Source organism: Gemmatimonadota bacterium (assembly GCA_040388625.1).
GTDB lineage: Bacteria > Gemmatimonadota > Gemmatimonadetes > Gemmatimonadales > Gemmatimonadaceae > Fen-1247.
In genome coordinates, this window is sequence record JAZKBK010000001.1 from 697,757 (window position 1) to 714,448 (window position 16,692).

Below are 16,692 nucleotides of genomic sequence, written 5' to 3' on the forward strand. Positions count from 1 at the left end.
AAGGGTTAGAAGAACACGGGCTCGCGATACGCACCAAATACTTCTTCCATGGCGGCGCGTATCTCGTACAGCGTGCAGTAGGCACGAGCGCAGTCGAGAATGAACGGCATCAGATTGGTATCCGTGCGCGACGCCTCGCGCAGCGCAGTGAGACGCGATTCGACCAGTGCGTTGTCACGCGACGCGCGCATCGCGGCCATGCGCGCACGCTGCTCGCGCTCGGCGGCCTCGCTCACCTTGAGCAATGGAATCGTGAGCTCGCCCTCTTCGGTGACGAACTCGTTCACACCGACGATCGTGCGGCGATGCTGCTCGATCTCCCACTGCTGCCGTGAAGACGACTCCGCGATCTTGCGCTGCAACCAGCCGGTCTCTAGGCCGTGCACCACACCGCCAACTTCGGCGATCTGCTCGAACAACGCCTCGGCTTCCTGTTCCAGCTTGTCGGTCAGCGCTTCCACATAATAGGAACCACCCAGCGGGTCGGCGACATTCGGAACGCCGGTCTCGTACGCGAGCACCTGCTGAGTGCGAAGCGCGACCTGGACCGCCTGCTCGGTAGGCAGAGCGAGTGTCTCGTCCATCGAATTCGTGTGCAGCGATTGCGTGCCGCCCAGCACCGCAGCCATGGCCTGATATGCGACGCGCACGACGTTGTTCATCGGCTGCTGCGCAGTGAGCGTGACGCCCGCGGTCTGCGAGTGAAAGCGCATGATGAGCGAGCGCGGATCCTTTGCGCCAAAGCGCTCCTTGAGATGCCGCGCCCAGATGCGTCGCGCTGCACGCAGCTTGGCGATCTCCTCGAAGAAATCGTTGTGTATGTCCCAGAAGAACGACAGGCGCGGCGCGAAGTCGTCCACGTCCAGTCCGCGCGCGAGACCCCGCTCGACGTACGTGAAACCATCGGCGAGCGTGAACGCGAGCTCCTGCGCCGCTGTTGCGCCAGCTTCGCGAATGTGATAGCCGGAGATCGATATCGTGTTCCAGAGCGGAACGTGCTCAGCGGACCACGCGAAGTTATCGACGATGAGACGCAGCGCGGGCTCGATGGGGTAAACCCACGCGTGCTGCGCCATGTACTCCTTGAGGATGTCGTTCTGGATCGTTCCGCGCAGTTCCTTGATGTCCACGCCCTGCTTCTCGGCAGCGGCAACGTAGAACGCGAAAAGAATCACCGCGGGACCATTGATGGTCATCGACGTCGAAACCTTGTCGAGCGGAATCCCCTCGAAAAGCGTTTCCATGTCGGCGAGACTGGATATCGCGACGCCGCACTTGCCGACCTCGCCCTCCGAACGCGGGTGATCGGAGTCGTAACCCATCAACGTCGGAAAATCGAACGCGACGGAGAGACCGGTCTGACCATGCGACAGGAGGTACTTGTAACGCGCGTTGGTCTCGGGCGCCGTGCCGAAGCCGGCAAATTGCCGCATCGTCCACAGCTTGCCACGATATCCGGTCGCGTGTATGCCGCGTGTAAAGGGATATTCGCCAGGCAGCTCCAGTGCCGATCCGTCGCCCGCGATGTCGAGCGCCGTGTAAACGGGATCGACGACGTCGCCGGAATTCGCGAATAGCGCATTGCGTTTTTTCGCGGCGTCGAATCGCGCGCGCCACTGCGCGACTTCCTCACGCAGTCTGTCCAGCTCCAGCATCTCAGCCGTCGTCATGCATCGACTCCAGTCAACAAGGGACCGCTCCGTCTCAGCAACTCGTCCGCAACGCTGAACGGCGTTGCCGCTCCGGATTCCAGCAGATCGAGCTGCGCGTCAAGCCATACGTTGGTCTCCGGGTCGTCCCAGAGCCTGTTGCGCACCCGCTCGGCTACCACTTCAGCGACCTGATTCCGAAGCCGTATGCGCCGGCGCCCCTTGAGAGCGCCTGACATCTCAAGATAACGAAAGTGACGCGCCACGGCGGCCAGCAGCAGGTCGATACCCTCACCCCTGGATGCGATGGTACCCAGCACGGGCGGCGTCCAGCGCTCGGGATCTTCCGCCCTGGCAGCCTCGCGCGCTATGCGGATCGGGTTGAAAGTCTTGAGCTGAACACCATGATGTGCGGGAACGCCACCGGCCGATCCACGTCGCAAGCCGAGCATCAGCTCGATGTCGTTGCGCAACCGATCGGCGCCTGGACGGTCACCCTTGTTGACGACGAAGATGTCGGCGATCTCCATCACGCCGGCCTTAAGCGTCTGGATCGAATCGCCCGATTCGGGAACGAGAACGACGACCGTCGTATCGGCAGTGCGTGCGATGTCGAGCTCGGTCTGCCCCACCCCCACCGTCTCGATGATGATTCTGTCGAAGCCGAACGCGTCGAGCACATCCGCAACCTCCGCTGTGCGCGCGGAAAGCCCGCCGAGCGATCCGCGCGTCGCCATCGATCGGATGTACACACCCGGATCGAGCGCTACCGACTCCATCCGCACGCGGTCGCCGAGCAGCGCGCCACCCGTGAACGGTGAAGTTGGATCGACGGCAATCACACCAACGGTGTGTCCTTCCTGCCGCAGCGACTGCACGATCAGATTCGTAACCGTACTCTTGCCCGCGCCCGGCGGTCCCGTGATTCCCAGACGCTGCGCGCGGCCGATGTGCGGGTGCAGTCGCGTCATCAGTTCGTCATAACCGGCGCGATGATTCTCGACGATGCTCACCGCACGCGCCAGAGCCGCCGACTTCCCGGCCTCGAAATCCGCGACGAGCGCCTCAAGCGATTGAGGCAAGGATCTCCTCCTGTCGGCGCCACATGTCGCCGGTGGTGCGATGAGACCCTTCCGCATGTGTGTATCCAAGCACATGCAACGTGCCGTGTACAATGATCCGGGCCAGCTCCTCGCGAATACCAACGCCATTCTCTATCGCGTTGCGGCGCGCCACGTCCGGCGCAATGTAGATGTCACCGAGTATCGCGCGGCGCGATGAACGCGTCCGTCCGCCGTCCAGCTCGAAGGTGATGACATCGGTCGCACCGGAGTGGCCCAGGAATTCTCTATTCATTCGCGCTATCGTCGCGTTCCGGACGAACGCAACGGATATCAGCGCCTCGCGCACTCGTTCCCGACGGCACACCGCGCGCACGATCTCGCGCACCCGCTGTTCGGACAGCGCGATTCGAACCCCGTCGCGCGATACGTCGACGGCTACGCTCACGCGCTCGCGCGCGAATCGCGTTTCGGCGCGATGGCCATCGGTCGCACCGGCGACGGATACTCGATCCGGCCGTGGAACATGCCGGTGAGGATACGCACGAACTGCTCGCGCACTATGCTGAGCTCGCGCAGAGTGATTGGCGCGTCAGCGAGCTGCCCCTCCTCCATCCGCTGTGCGATCGTCGCTTCGACCATCGTACGTATCGCCGCAGGCGTCGGATCGGCCAGCGCTCGCACCTTCGCCTCGGCGGCATCTGCAAGCATGCAGATTGCGGTTTCCGCGCTCTGCGGAATGGGACCCGGATAGGAATATTCGCTCGCGTTCACCGAGTCGTCGCGCTCGCGCGCCTTGGCCAGGAAGTACGCGATCGGAAGGGTTCCGTGGTGCTCGGCGATGAACGCGCGGATGGGACGCGGAACACCGTTCTCCTTGGCCAGCTCGATGCCGTCCCGAACGTGCGAGCGTATGATCGCCGCGCTCGTAGCCGGCTTGAGCTTGTCGTGCGGGTTGCGTCCGCGCGGCTGGTTCTCCACGAAGTGCTGCGGCTTGCGAAGCTTGCCCACGTCGTGATAGTACGATCCAACGCGGCCGAGCAGACCATCCGCACCGATGGCGTTGCACGCGGCCTCGGTGAGATTCGCCATCGCGATCGTGTGAGCGTAAGTGCCAGGCGCTTCCAGACTCAGGCGGCGCATGAGCGGCATGTTGAGGTCCGCCCATGCAAGCCAGCGAATGTGATCCGGAATCCGGCGCCACTGCCTGGCGCGATACACGAGCAACGCACCGACGGCGACAAATAAGGCGGTGATCAACTCCCCCACGCGACCCGGAACGAGGATCACGACCGCTATGGCGAGGGCGAAGGTCACGCGCGGGTCGAGCAGTATTCGCGCCGTAACAGCCGCTATCTCGAGTATTACGTCGAGTCGTGGCGCGAAGGATGTTCGCGCAACTGCATCGTCGCGCTTGTTGCGATCTGGAGGGTCCGCTTCGTCCGCGGCATCACGCTCCGAGAGCCGTCGCCACAGATTCATCGCGTCACCCCGTCGTATCCTCTGCGTACGCCTTGATGATGTCACGCACCAGTCTGTGTCGCACAACGTCGGCGTCGGTGAAGTAGAAGAACGATATGCCCTCGATTCCGGCAAGCACCCGCTCCACCTGCACCAGTCCCGAATCTTCACGACGCGGAAGGTCGATCTGCGTCTTGTCGCCGGTTATGACGACGCGTGAATTGACGCCCAGTCGAGTCAGAAACATCTTCATCTGCGCCGCCGTCGCGTTCTGCGCCTCGTCGAGGATGACGAAGGCATCGGCGAGCGTGCGGCCGCGCATGTATGCAAGCGGTGCAATCTCGATCGTGCGCGTTTCGAGCGCCTTCTGCACGCGCTCCGCCGGCATCATGTCTTCCAGCGCGTCGTACAGCGGACGCAGGTACGGATCGACCTTGGCCTGCATGTCACCCGGCAGGAAGCCGAGACTCTCGCCAGCCTCGACGGCGGGACGCGCAAGCACTATGCGACGCACGCGCTTGCGCGAGAGCGCGTCGACCGCCGCAGCCACAGCGAGATACGTCTTTCCCGTTCCCGCCGGACCGATCCCGATCACAATGTCGTTGTCGCTGATCTGCTTGAGATATTCCGCCTGGCCCGCGGTCTTTGGCTGAATGACCTTCCGGATTCCCGGCAGCACGATCCGCTCGTCCGATGCGGAGCCATCCGGGCGCACGCCATCCAGGCTCATCCGCAGGACGTCGTCCGCGGTCAGCGGAAGCTGGCGCTTCGCCTGGTCGATCATGCGCTGCGCCACTGGCTGCGCGCGGTCAACCTCCTCGCGCGCACCCGTCAGTGTCATGGTATCGCCACGAAGAGCTACACGCGCTCCCGTCTGGCGCATGAGCTCGGTGAGATTCTCGTCGTTCACTCCCGCGAGAGTGAGCATGTCGGCGCCTTCCGTCGAGATCCTGAGCGCCGTGTTGTCGTCTGAAACGGTCAAGCGTGAGCGGGTTTGAGATGTAGAGCAGCGAGCTCGTCGGCCGGTATTACGGTCGGCGCTCCCTCGAACAATGCGCGCGCCGCAGTCGTTTTGGGAAATGCAATGACATCACGCAAGCTGGGGGCCCCGGCGAGCAGCATCGCAATCCTGTCGAAGCCTAATGCAATTCCGCCGTGCGGCGGGGCGCCAGCGGAGAGCGCCTCCAGCAGAAAGCCGAAGCGCTCCTCCGCCGTGGAGGAATCGATGCCCAGAAGGGACAGTACCCGCCGCTGGAGCGCCGGGTCGCCGATGCGAATGCTGCCACCGCCCAGCTCCGTCCCGTTGAGAATCACGTCGTACGCGAGCGCACGAACGCGTGCCGGATCGCTGTCGAGGAATCCGAGATCTTCCGGGTTCGGTGCGGTGAATGGATGGTGCATCGCGTCGAGGCGTCCGGTCTCCGGATCCACGGCGAACATGGGAAAATCAGTCACCCAGAGCAGCTCGCTCGCGCCATCCGGGACCAGCGACATCCGGCGCGCGGCGTCCTGACGCGTGCGATCCAGTGCTGGATTCGAAATGTGATCCGGACCGGCCACCAGCAACATGAGATCGCCATCCGACAACTGCAACGCCGCACGACCGGCATCGGTGAGCGCCTTTGCCGGCGCGCCATCGACGACACCGTTCACGCACTTGATACGCATCAGCCCCGCAGCGCCCGCGCTCCTGGCTGCAACTTCGATTTCGTCCACCTGCTTGCGTGAGAGCGACGCTCCGCCAGGAATCACTATCCCCCGCACCCGCCCGCCGGACGCGATCGCCGCGCGCGCAATGGCGAAGTCGGACTCCCGGAATACGGAGGTCACGTCGCGAATCTGCAAGCCGAAGCGCATGTCCGGACGATCGCAGCCGTAATTCTCCATCGCATCAGCGTACGTCATTCGCGGGAACGGTGTCGCGATCTGAATGCCGGCAACCGCGAACAGCGCCTGAAGCATGCCTTCTGTCAGCGTGTAGAGATCTTCCGGCGTGATGAACGACGCTTCGATGTCGATCTGTGTGAATTCCGGTTGGCGATCCGCGCGCAGGTCCTCATCGCGAAAACAGCGCGCGAGCTGGAAATAACGATCCATGCCCGAGATCATCAGCAACTGCTTGTACAGCTGCGGCGACTGCGGCAGCGCGTAGAACTCCGCGGGATGCAGCCGGCTGGGGACCACGTAGTCGCGCGACCCTTCCGGTGTTGGCTTGGTGAGGATCGGCGTCTCGACTTCCAGGAATCCGCGCGCGTCGAGAAATGCTCGCGTTACCTGCAGCAGCCGGTGGCGCAGGATGAGGTTCGCCTGCAGCGGCGCGCGACGCAGATCCAGGTAGCGGTAGCGCAGCCGTATCTCTTCCGCCGGTAGGTTCGATCCCTTGGCGACGACCGGCATCGCTATCGACTCCGCCGGTCCCAGCACGGTTATCGAAGTGGCCTGTACTTCGACCGCCCCGGTGTCCATGTCGGCGTTCGCCATGTTCTGCGGACGCAATGCGACAGTGCCCTCGACGCGCACGACGCTCTCGAGCGAAACCGACGACGCGGCCTCGATCATCGCAGCGGGGGTGAAGTCCGGATTGAATGAGACCTGAACGACTCCTGCGCGATCACGCAGATTCAGGAAGACCATCCCGCCGAGGTTGCGCGAGCTCTCGACCCATCCGCCCAGCCTCGCTTGCGTTCCGGCATGCTCGGCGCGAAGTGCGCCGCAGAGGGTGGTTCGCTCGGTTGTCGCGGGAAATTCGGGGGCGCTCACGCGGCGTGCTGGGGCAGTGCCACGACCTGATAATATGATTGCATGTAGATCGGTTAAATTTATGGCTGGCAATGGCTTATGGTAGGCCCTTCGCGCCGTTGCCCGCCGATCCCACATGTCCAAAATCAATCTTCTCAATCTCACGCCCGCGGACGCCGATGCGACCCTGGAGGCGTTCTTTCGTGACCGTGGCGAGCCGCTGTATCGCGCTCGTCAGGTCGCGCGCAGGCTGTGGCAGGCGCCCGTACGCTCGTTCGCGGATATCACGGAGCTGCCCCTAGCGCTCCGTGAAGCACTCGAACAGTCGTTCGAACTCCCCGAGCTCGGCATCGCGACGCAACAACTATCGGCCGACGGGACGCGCAAGTTTCTGTTCCGCCTGGCCGACGGCGAAGCGATAGAAACTGTCTCGATTCCCGACGCAGATCGCCTGACGTTGTGCATCTCGTCGCAGGCCGGCTGTGCGCTTCAGTGTGCGTTCTGCGCTACAGGCAAGATGGGCTTCACGCGCAATCTGGAGCCGTACGAGATAGCCTGCCAGGTGCGTGAGATGGCGCTGCTGGACCCGCCAATCGCGGTCACCAACATCGTCTTCATGGGGATGGGGGAGCCGCTCATGAACTGGCGCGCCGTCAATTCCGCGCTCACGATCCTGAACGATCCGGCCGGACTCGGCATCGGTGCCCGCCACATCACAGTCTCGACAGTCGGGATTCTCCCTGGCATCGTCGCGCTGGCCGACCGTCCGGAACAGTTCCGGTTGGCGATTTCGGTGCACGCACCGACCGACGAGCTGCGTCGCAGTCTCATGCCCATCAACACGAAGTATCCACTCTCCGAAGTGATCGAAGCCGCAAAGAGCTTCGATCGGCGCGTCACCTTCGAGTACGTGATGCTTGGCGGTGTGAACGACCGCGACGAGGACGCGCGCGAGTTGATGAAGCTGGCGCAGGAGTGCAAGGCGTTCGTGAATCTCATTCCGCTGCATCCGGGCGGCGCCGGCGATTTCACGCCAACCACCGCGGACTCCATACGTCGTTTCGCGGCGATGCTGCGGCGCGGTGGGTTGAGTGTCGCAATCCGCAAGAGTCGCGGAAAGGACATCGCCGCGGCGTGCGGCCAGCTACGGGTAGAACGGCATCGGAGGCGGCGTCCAGTCGGTGCCGAGCACGACGGTGGCGTCGAGGTAGCGTGAAGTATCCGGGCGAGCGACGGCCTTGCCGCCGATTGCCTTGCTGATCAGCGCGGCCCACTCCGGATGATTGGATCTGTCCAGCACCAGTGTCGGTGCCTGCGTCGTACGAGAATTGCCCATCGCAACCACGTCGTAGCCACGCGCGCGCAGCAGTAGCGTCGCGCGTCGTGCCGCACCACGGGCCGCGCTTGCGTTCAACACTTCGACCTTGATGCGCACCCCGGGCGGGGCGTGACCGACGGTGGTGTCGATCTTCGCCGCCGCTGCATCTGCCGAAGCGCCGCGATGTTGAACGCCCTTTTTGCATCCTGCAAACGCAAATGCCGCAGCGATCACGAGCATCACGGAACGGCACGACATTACTGAAGGCTGTTCCAGAGCGTGACCGTTTCCGGAAAGATGTTGTTTCCCTCGCGCACGGTCCATTCCAGACGCATCCGCACCACCTGGCGAAATACGCTTTCGAACGACGTCGGGACCTGCAGCGAGAGAAAATATCTGTCCTGCTTCATGAACTTCCGGCCAGGCTCCAGAAAGTCGGCCATGTACAGGGCCCGCCCAACGACTCCCCACCGCACGCTGCCGACTGTGTGATAGCGAATCGCGTCCAGCAGGTCGGTGCGCTTCTCGCCGTGCCTTTCCAGTGTGATCGCCGCAGCGGGGCCATGCAGCAGGCCGGCCGGGCTTTCGTTGTCACCGGTGATCTCGCGCAACTCGGTTTCGGTCGCGTCACGCAGTGCGTCGTGCAGAACGCCGGCGTCGATGAACGCACGCGCTTCGGCCGGAGGAAGCCGCATCGCCGCTGCCCACGCATTCAGCAACGCAGTGACGCGTTGAATGTGCTCGGCGCGCTTGTCGCCAACGCGCGCCCAATCGGGAAGGTCCAGCGTCGAGCTGTGCATTGTCAGAGTTGGATGTTATCGATCAATCGAGTGCCGCCGATCCGCGCCGCGACCACTATCGAATCTCCCTTCGCGGCGACGGACGGCCGTGCGAAATCAGTTTCGTTTACCAGAGCGAGATAATCAACCTCGAACGCGCCATCCTTCGCCAGGGTAGCCATCCCCGCCGATTCGATTGCCGCCGGGCTGGTGGTTCCGGCGTCGAAAGCAGCTTTCGCCGAGGCGAGCGCCGCGCGCAGCGCGGGTGCGTGGCGCCGTGCGTCGGCGTCGAGATAGCGGTTGCGACTGGAGAGTGCAAGTCCATCGCTTTCCCGCACGGTATCGATCGCGATGATCTGAACCGGAAAGTTCAGATCGGCGACCATGGCGCGGATCAGCGACAGTTGCTGAAGATCCTTGCGCCCGAACACCGCGACGGCTGGCTGAACGATGTTGAACAGCTTCGCCACCACGGTGAGTACGCCGGCGAAGTGACCAGGGCGAACCGCACCCTCGAGCACGGCCGCGAACAATGGAGGCGTTACGGTCGTCCGCGAGGTGTTGGCGCCGTACATCTCTTCCGCCGTCGGCATGAAGACGATGGTTGCGCCGTGTTCTGTGAGCGCTGCCGAGTCACTTTCGGGCGTACGCGGATAACGCGCGAGGTCCTCGTTGGGTCCGAACTGCAACGGGTTTACGAAGATGCTCACGGCGACCACGTCCGCAGTCTTCGCGGCGGCGTCCACCAGCGCGAGATGTCCGTCGTGCAGTGCACCCATCGTCGGAACGAGTGCCACTCGCGCGCCGCTGGCGGTGAGTTCGCGCAAGCGCGCACGCATCCCCGCGATGGATGATTCGGTTACCACGTTCTGTCGTGCCCGTGGAATGGAGCTGAGAAATTCGTCGTTCCCGCGCAAGCGGATGACGACCTCCGGTTCCCGCTTCCGCGGGAATGACGAGTGATTGCTTGCATGTGAGGCGAGCTCGCTCTAGAAACTGTGTTCGGCTGACGGATACCGATGCCCGCGAACGTCGTCGCCGTACGCGCGCACCGCGTCGCGCACCGTGTCGGCCAGATTCGCGTAGCGTTTGAGGAAACGCGGTGAGAACTCCTCGTTCATACCGAGCATGTCGGGGAGCACCAGCACCTGACCATCGCACCCCGGGCCGGCACCGATCCCGATCGTCGGAGCGCTGATGCTCGCCGTGATGCGCGCCGCAAGTTTCGCCGGCATCAACTCCAGAACTATCGCGAAGGCGCCCGCCTGGTCCAGTCGCTTCGCTTCGGCCAGAATGCGGTCCTCTTCTTCAGCTTCTCTTCCCTGCACTCGAACGCCGATCGCGTTCACCGATTGCGGCGTGAAGCCCAGATGTCCCATTACCGGAATGCCGATCTCCACGAGACGTGCGACTGTTGCCGCGATGCGCTCGTTGCCGCCTTCCAGCTTCACGGCCTGCGCACCGGTCTCGACGAGCAACCGTCCCGCATTCACGAGCGCGGTCGCGGTATCGATCTGATATGTCAGGAATGGCATATCCACCGTAACGAGCGCGCGGGAGACTCCGCGACATACCGCTGCACCGTGATAGATCATTTGATCCAGTGTCACCGGCAGAGTCGATTCGAATCCCGCCACGACGTTGCCGGCGGAATCACCGACGAGCACGATGTCCACGCCTGCCTGGTCCACGAGCCGGCCAAAGAGAACGTCGTACGCAGTGACGACGACGATTGGATCCTTGCCCTTGCGATCGCGAATGTCACGAACCGTGACGGCGCGTGACGGCGGTGCGCTGCTCAAATGGATACCTCTGCGAGTTCGGCGAGCTCACGCTGCCAGAAGTCGCGGTTGTCGATTTCTCTATGTGGTACCTGAAGCTCGGCCGAGCTCCAGGTCGTGTGCGCGTACTTGACGATGTCCAAATCTATTGTGCGCGGCCCCCAACGGACGGTCCGAACGCGGCCACCCTCGCGCTCCACCTCGTGCAGCGCCGCCAGCAATTCGGGCGGTGACAGTGAAGTGCGCAGCGCGATCATCTGATTCAGGTAGGGCCCCTGAGCGACGGGACCGATCGGTTCGGTTTCCTCGGGACCGGTCAGCGCCACTATCGCGACTCCTGGAATTCCGCCGATGCGTGAGAGGGCGTCGGACAGATGTTTTCGCCGATCGCCCAGGTTGGAACCCAGTGCGACGAAGGCGATGTCATCCATCGCGCTCGCGGGTGATCGAGACTTCGGCGTATTCAACCGGGCCGGGCAGCGGCACGTGCGGCTTTCTGATCGACACGGTGGCCGACCGCACACCTCGGACGCGCAGTGCCGCAGCCGCGACGCGCTCGGCCGCCTCTTCCAGATATGCGATGTGACGTACGCTCATCACTTCGGCGACGGCGCTGTAAAGCGCGACGTAGTCGACGACGTGCGGCGGCCGTACAGTCTCGTCTACCGTCACGGAGAGATCGAGCTCCACGGGTTGCGGCAGCTGCTCCTCGTGCGGCAGCACTCCGACGCGCGCGTGGAAGCGCATTCCCCTGAGCGAAACGGTGTCGGCCATTCTCAACCTGCGTTGTCGATTCCGGCACGCAGAGACCGCGTGAGTGCGATCGCCGCATCTACGCTCGTTCCCGCCGCCCGGACGATCGCGCTGCCCACGACAACGCCGTCGGCGACGGCCGCGACTGCAGCAGCCTGACGTGCGTCCGTGACGCCGAAGCCGACGCAGATAGGCAGCGTGGTCACCGAACGCAGACGCGCGACCGTCGAGCCCAGTTCCGGCGCAATCTGCTGCTGCATACCTGTGACACCGAGGCGACTGATGAGATACACGAATCCACTGCCGTTCTGCGCAATGAGCTTCATTCGATCGACCGGGGTGGTTGGCGCGACGAGTCGGATGAACGCAAGCGGACTGGCTGTGAAGCGAGCCTCGAGTGGTGGATCTGCGCCTACGGGAAGGTCGGTAATCAACAATCCGTCGCATCGCGCGCTCACCATGCGGTCCAGTGCCCCCTCGCCAGCGGCGAGAAATGGATTGAGATATCCGAACAGCACCACCGGAACGCCAAGAGCCGCTTCGGCGACGATTTCGAGCACGTCGCTGAATGTCGTGCCAGCGTCGAGCGCGATCTGCGAGCTTGCCTGGATGACCGGACCGTCGGCGAGCGGATCGGAGAACGGCACACCGACTTCGACTACGTCGGCGCCGGCGTCTTCCAGCCCGCGCAGCAGAGCGATCGAGCGCGCGCGATCGGGATGCCCAGCCGTCGCATAGCACACGAGCGCCTTTCTGCCCTGCTCCCGCAGAAGAGCGAACCGCTCGTCGATTCTGTTAGATGACGTAATCGCTAACCCTGATGCCATACCTGTCCGGATCCGCAGTCTTGATGATGGTGCGCGCAAACTGACCATCGGGTCCGGTCGCCGCAAGGTCTGTCTCGATCGGTGGCTGCAGAAGATTCCCGCGTCCGTCGCTCACCACTACCACACGCGGCCTCGACAACATCTCCGGATTCGGATTCGCGGCAAGCACGACAGCGAGCTCGAACGTGTCGAGTACGACGAGCGTTCCTGACGGATAGATCCCGAGCAGCGTGATGAACGCCTTCACTACAACCGGATCGAGTCCGCGGCGTGGATTGTCGCGCATCTCCTGCAGTACGGCCGACGGCGGATACGGCTTGGTCTGGTACGATCGCCGGCTCGTTGCGGCGTCATACGCGTCCGCCACCGCCACGATCCGGCTCGTCATCGCGATGGATCGCGGACGAATCACCCGCGGATAGCCGGTCAGATCGCGCCGCATGTGATGCTCGTGCGCGCTCACCATCGCACGATACGGAAGCTCCTGCTGCCCCCGCAGCTGGAACAGAGTGAGCATTCCGAGCCACGGGTGCGCCGTGATGCGCCGCCAGTCGTCCTCGTCCAGAGCGGTGGATTTCTGAAGCAGATCGGTCGGAACGCGCGACTTGCCTATGTCGTGCATCAGCGCTGCGACGCCAAGCTCGTAGAGCTGCAGCTTGCTCATTCCAATTCGCTTCCCGAGCGCAACGGCGAAGATGCAGACGTTGACGGAGTGCGTGTACGTGTACTCGTCGTACTCACGCAGAGTCGTCAGCCCGATCAGCGACGCCTCTTCCGTCAGCACCTCGTCCACGATGGTCTGCACCGCTCGCTTGATCTTTCGCGCACTAGGTACGCGGCCCATGCGGACCGAGTTGATCACGTCCTTGGTGAGCGCGACGGACTGCGCATAGGTTCGCCGCGCCGCGGCCTTCGCGACCTCCCGCTCCTCGATCTCTTCCTCCTCATCGGCGTGAGCGGCGGCCTCGAATGCATCGACTCCCGCAGCGCGCAAGCGGCGCACGAGCTCGTCCGCATCGCCCTCGCCCGTGCTGCCGACCGTCTCCAGCAACGTGACCAGCGAGAACCATTCGCGTGGGGTTGCCTCGCGCAGCACACGCAGCGACCCGACACCAGCCGAGCGAAACAGCTCCAGCACGCGCCCGAAGCTGGCGTAGTTGCTGAGATCCAGCCGCAGTCGCGTGCCGTTCACGAAGATGAACTCGCCGTGCACGCGCAGCTCGAGCTCCGAATCCACGCTTCTGCATTCCGACGCCGCGGTAGCTAGCTCGCTCAGCGCTTTCTGCACCGCCTGATGCTCCGGAGGGTACAGTTTCATCGCGCGCGTTGCAGCGTGAGTCGCTACGATGAGCGCGCGGCCGGCGCGCCGCGTATTCGCGGTCTCTTCCCGCTCGCCCTCGTCCACCGCCGTCTGACTCACGCGCTGCCTCGCATCGCGCGCGTGGCTGCACTCCGCACGACGATCTCCTTGTCGCCCAGCGCCTTGCTCACCGCCTCCAGTGCGCGCTCCGTGCCCAGCTTGCCGAGCGCCATCGCCGCGCTCGCGCGCGTCATCGGATCCTCCTTTCGCGCAAGCAGTCCGCGCGGAACGAGGATGCTTTCGAGCAGAGGCACGGATCCGTCTCCGCCGAGTGTGGCGTATGCTTCGAAGAATGCGTTCTTCTCGTTCGACGATCCGTCGCGCGTGAGACGATCCTTGATGGCGCGCTCCAACCGTGCGAGCACGGGCCGGTACTGACGTTCGGCACATGCCTTGACCACGAACAGCCGAATGTCGCGATCGCTGTCGTCCAGCCCGCGTTCCAGGACCTGCATGGCGCCGGGAGATCCGATCTGCGCGAGCGCCGCGACCGCAGCAGCGCGACTGGTTTCGGATGCTGCGTCGAGCACTCGCGCCAGTGGTGCGACCGCCGCCGGCGATCTTATGTCACCCGCGCGACGCATTGCCTCGAGCGACACGGCTTCGTCGTCCGATCCAATCAGCGCCATCAGATCGAGAGTATTCGAACTCGCGAGACGGGTGACCGCTTCCTCGAGAATCGCACGCAGCTCGCTGTTGCGCGAGCGCACCAGATGCGACACCAGCGGCGTCAGCGCGCTTGGCTTGAGCTGCGTGAACAGCGACACCAGATCCTGTTGCGGAGGCTTGAGCTGAGTGTCTTCCAGCGCGTCGAGCAGTTGATTGAGCGTCGCAGGGTCGCTGATTCGATCCACCAGATCAGCCAGCCGCTGTTTGTGCGACGGCAGTACACCCTCCGCCCGAGCCGTCGCCGCGGCGCATTCGCGAATGAGAAACGCAGCGGTGCGAAATTGCAGTCCCGACAGGAGCACGAGCATGAAATTCTCGAGGATTCCGCAGATCTCCTCGCGCACCGTCGGATCGGCCTGCGTTTCGAACGTGTCGAGCAGCGCCGCGGCGACCGACGGGCGAAGATCACCTGCGAATTCATCGCGAATCGACTGGTGCAGGTACGTTATCTCCTGCTCTTCCAGGAAATACAGCGTCGAGTCGAAATCGGAGATCCGTGCAAACTGCGAGGACCCGGGCCCGTACGTTCCCGCGTCCTTTTCGTTCTCGGCCGGTGCGTCGACCACGCCGGCGGGCGCGCCTCCACGCAGCAATTCGGCGCCCGGCGCGGAGTAGCCGTCGCCGCCCGCCTCCTCGTACGTGTACGACATGCACTCGAAGTCGCATTCCCAGAACAAGGTGACGAGATCTTCGTCGCCGCCGGCCTGCGCGCGCACGGCCTTGAGGGCACCTAGAAAGAGCGGAAGCTCCTTCATCTCGAATCCCTTGCGGATCTCGAAGGAGCGTATGCCGTCCTTGTAGAAGAGCCATGGAAGGCTCTCACCGCCGCGATCGCTCTCGGCGAACACCGGCACGTCCTCGTGCGTGAACTCCGTCTCAGTCACGCCGAACTCGATGCTGTCCATCTTCGCCCACAGCGCAACGAACGCCGCGCGCGCCGAGTCTATGGCGCGCACGTGCATCGGGTTGTTGGGCAGATACAACTGAAACGAGCGCACAGCGCGCGCGAGCGTCTTGAGCGTCTCCGAGACCAATGGATCCACGCCGGCGCGCGAAGCGCCGAGCTGGACGCCAACCGGCGGTGTCGGAGAGAGGGACATCAGCGCTTGTTGGCCAGCATTGCGCGAACCTGAGCCACGTCCTTGTCACCGCGTCCGCTCACGCAGAGCAGCACGGCATCGTCGGATGCCCATGTGCCCGCGGTGCCAAGCAACCACGCCACTGCGTGCGACGTTTCGAGTGCCGGCATCACACCTTCCAGACGGCTCAGCACGCTGAACGCTTCCAGCGCTTCCGCATCGGTAACGGCGACGTACTCCGCGCGCTTGCTGTCGTGCAGAAACGAATGCTCTGGCCCGACTCCCGGATAATCCAGACCCGCCGAGATCGAATGTGCCGGATGAACCTGGCCGCTCGCGTCCTGCAGCAGATAACTCAGCGCACCGTGAAGCACGCCCGGCCGGCCACGCGACAGCGACGCGGAATGGCGCTCGGTATCGAGACCCTCGCCCGCGGCCTCGACACCGATGAGACGCACACCGCGGTCAGCCACGAATCCGCTGAACACTCCCATCGCGTTCGATCCGCCGCCGACGCACGCCACGACAGCAGATGGCAATCTTCCGACGCGTGCCAGCATCTGCTCGCGCGCCTCACGCCCTATGACACTCTGAAGGTCACGCACCATGCGCGGATACGGCGCCGGGCCGACGACGGAGCCGATGATGTAGTGCGTCGTGTCGACGTTCGTCACCCAATCACGAATCGCCTCGCTCGTCGCGTCCTTGAGCGTGCGAGTTCCCGAATGAACCGGCACGACCGTCGCACCCATCAGTCGCATGCGAAAGACGTTCAGCTCCTGCCGCTCCATGTCCGTCTCGCCCATGTACACGATGCACTCGAGACCGAATCGCGCGCACGCGGTTGCAGTCGCGACACCATGTTGTCCAGCGCCCGTCTCCGCGATGATGCGCCGCTTGCCCATCCGCATCGCAAGCAACGCCTGACCGATTGCGTTGTTGATCTTGTGCGCGCCAGTGTGGTTCAGATCCTCGCGCTTCAGATAGACCGGCACGCCCACGCGCTCGCTGAACCGCGGCGCGTCGCTCAGCGGGGATGGGCGGCCAACGTAGTCGCGCAGCAGATCGGTGAAAGTGGTGACAAACGCCGGGTCCGCCATCGCCTCGTCGAATGCTCGCTCCAGCTCATCCAGCGCTGGTATCAGTGTCTCGGGAACGTATCGTCCGCCAAAGGCACCGAATCGCCCGACACTGTCGGGAGTGATAGTAGTCAAAA

Annotated in this window: 17 protein-coding genes; 1 reads left to right on the top strand and 16 read right to left on the bottom strand. The window is 63.8% G+C overall.

The features are described from left to right. Positions 1–5 precede the first annotated feature (5 nt). From V4529_03310 to aspS, 6 genes are read right to left on the bottom strand one after another with little or no spacing between them, the layout of a single operon-like run. On the bottom strand, positions 6–1,670 hold the full coding sequence (locus V4529_03310) for a methylmalonyl-CoA mutase family protein (GenBank protein ID MES2357351.1): 1,665 nt from the start codon (positions 1,668–1,670) through the stop codon (positions 6–8). Beyond that, positions 1,667–2,731 carry a methylmalonyl Co-A mutase-associated GTPase MeaB gene (gene meaB, locus V4529_03315; protein ID MES2357352.1) on the bottom strand — a complete coding sequence of 355 codons (1,065 nt, stop codon included), beginning with the start codon at positions 2,729–2,731 and terminating at the stop codon, positions 1,667–1,669. Before meaB ends, V4529_03310 begins: the two co-directional genes overlap by 4 nt. Next, entirely contained in the window at positions 2,715–3,158 is a 444-nt protein-coding gene (gene ybeY / locus V4529_03320) for an rRNA maturation RNase YbeY (protein ID MES2357353.1), read from the bottom strand. Before ybeY ends, meaB begins: the two co-directional genes overlap by 17 nt. Beyond that, entirely contained in the window at positions 3,155–4,192 is a 1,038-nt protein-coding gene (locus V4529_03325; GenBank protein ID MES2357354.1) for an HDIG domain-containing metalloprotein, read from the bottom strand. Before V4529_03325 ends, ybeY begins: the two co-directional genes overlap by 4 nt. 4 nt (positions 4,193–4,196) lie before the next feature. Further along, positions 4,197–5,153: a PhoH family protein gene (locus V4529_03330; protein ID MES2357355.1), complete on the bottom strand. Its 957-nt coding sequence runs from the start codon at positions 5,151–5,153 to the stop codon at positions 4,197–4,199. Then, positions 5,150–6,931 (bottom strand): aspartate--tRNA ligase, encoded by a 1,782-nt coding sequence (gene aspS / locus V4529_03335; protein ID MES2357356.1) that lies wholly within the window; start codon positions 6,929–6,931, stop codon positions 5,150–5,152. The genes V4529_03330 and aspS overlap by 4 nt, the downstream gene beginning before the upstream one ends. A 115-nt stretch (positions 6,932–7,046) precedes the next feature. On the opposite strand from aspS, the gene rlmN reads away from it, so the two are divergent. Further along, a complete protein-coding gene (gene rlmN, locus V4529_03340; GenBank protein ID MES2357357.1) occupies positions 7,047–8,126 on the top strand; it encodes a 23S rRNA (adenine(2503)-C(2))-methyltransferase RlmN in 1,080 nt (359 codons plus the stop codon). On the opposite strand, the gene V4529_03345 is transcribed toward rlmN, so the two are convergent. The 10 genes from V4529_03345 to trpB form a co-directional block, all read right to left on the bottom strand. Further along, entirely contained in the window at positions 8,055–8,486 is a 432-nt protein-coding gene (locus tag V4529_03345) for a LytR C-terminal domain-containing protein (protein MES2357358.1), read from the bottom strand. The genes rlmN and V4529_03345 overlap by 72 nt on opposite strands. Next, complete coding sequence (locus V4529_03350; protein ID MES2357359.1) at positions 8,486–9,028, bottom strand: HD domain-containing protein; 543 nt, start codon at positions 9,026–9,028, stop codon at positions 8,486–8,488. Before V4529_03350 ends, V4529_03345 begins: the two co-directional genes overlap by 1 nt. 2 nt (positions 9,029–9,030) lie before the next feature. Continuing rightward, positions 9,031–9,924 carry a pantoate--beta-alanine ligase gene (gene panC, locus V4529_03355; GenBank protein ID MES2357360.1) on the bottom strand — a complete coding sequence of 298 codons (894 nt, stop codon included), beginning with the start codon at positions 9,922–9,924 and terminating at the stop codon, positions 9,031–9,033. 72 nt (positions 9,925–9,996) lie between these two features. Next, the gene (panB, locus tag V4529_03360; protein ID MES2357361.1) at positions 9,997–10,809 is read right to left on the bottom strand and encodes a 3-methyl-2-oxobutanoate hydroxymethyltransferase; all 813 of its coding nucleotides are present in this window, start codon (positions 10,807–10,809) and stop codon (positions 9,997–9,999) included. Beyond that, positions 10,806–11,219, bottom strand: coding sequence for a 2-amino-4-hydroxy-6-hydroxymethyldihydropteridine diphosphokinase (folK, locus tag V4529_03365; GenBank protein MES2357362.1), 414 nt, complete (start codon positions 11,217–11,219; stop codon positions 10,806–10,808). The genes panB and folK overlap by 4 nt, the downstream gene beginning before the upstream one ends. Further along, positions 11,212–11,562, bottom strand: coding sequence for a dihydroneopterin aldolase (locus V4529_03370; protein ID MES2357363.1), 351 nt, complete (start codon positions 11,560–11,562; stop codon positions 11,212–11,214). Before V4529_03370 ends, folK begins: the two co-directional genes overlap by 8 nt. Before the next feature lie 2 nt (positions 11,563–11,564). Continuing rightward, on the bottom strand, positions 11,565–12,368 hold the full coding sequence (gene trpA / locus V4529_03375) for a tryptophan synthase subunit alpha (protein ID MES2357364.1): 804 nt from the start codon (positions 12,366–12,368) through the stop codon (positions 11,565–11,567). Then, the gene (locus tag V4529_03380) at positions 12,337–13,788 is read right to left on the bottom strand and encodes an HD domain-containing phosphohydrolase (GenBank protein MES2357365.1); all 1,452 of its coding nucleotides are present in this window, start codon (positions 13,786–13,788) and stop codon (positions 12,337–12,339) included. Before V4529_03380 ends, trpA begins: the two co-directional genes overlap by 32 nt. Next, positions 13,785–15,497: a HEAT repeat domain-containing protein gene (locus V4529_03385; GenBank protein ID MES2357366.1), complete on the bottom strand. Its 1,713-nt coding sequence runs from the start codon at positions 15,495–15,497 to the stop codon at positions 13,785–13,787. The genes V4529_03380 and V4529_03385 overlap by 4 nt, the downstream gene beginning before the upstream one ends. Continuing rightward, positions 15,497–16,690, bottom strand: a complete 1,194-nt coding sequence (trpB, locus tag V4529_03390) for a tryptophan synthase subunit beta (GenBank protein MES2357367.1) — start codon at positions 16,688–16,690, stop codon at positions 15,497–15,499. The genes V4529_03385 and trpB overlap by 1 nt, the downstream gene beginning before the upstream one ends. Positions 16,691–16,692: the final 2 nt, after the last annotated feature.

Coding starts and splice junctions, on each gene's coding strand:
- V4529_03310 (MES2357351.1), bottom strand. CDS start 1,670: ATGACGACGGCTGAGATGCTGGAGCTGGACAGACTGCGTGAGGAAGTC.
- V4529_03325 (MES2357354.1), bottom strand. CDS start 4,192: ATGAATCTGTGGCGACGGCTCTCGGAGCGTGATGCCGCGGACGAAGCG.
- rlmN (MES2357357.1), top strand. CDS start 7,047: ATGTCCAAAATCAATCTTCTCAATCTCACGCCCGCGGACGCCGATGCG.
- V4529_03345 (MES2357358.1), bottom strand. CDS start 8,486: ATGTCGTGCCGTTCCGTGATGCTCGTGATCGCTGCGGCATTTGCGTTT.
- V4529_03350 (MES2357359.1), bottom strand. CDS start 9,028: ATGCACAGCTCGACGCTGGACCTTCCCGATTGGGCGCGCGTTGGCGAC.
- folK (MES2357362.1), bottom strand. CDS start 11,219: ATGGATGACATCGCCTTCGTCGCACTGGGTTCCAACCTGGGCGATCGG.
- V4529_03370 (MES2357363.1), bottom strand. CDS start 11,562: ATGGCCGACACCGTTTCGCTCAGGGGAATGCGCTTCCACGCGCGCGTC.
- trpA (MES2357364.1), bottom strand. CDS start 12,368: ATGGCATCAGGGTTAGCGATTACGTCATCTAACAGAATCGACGAGCGG.
- V4529_03385 (MES2357366.1), bottom strand. CDS start 15,497: ATGTCCCTCTCTCCGACACCGCCGGTTGGCGTCCAGCTCGGCGCTTCG.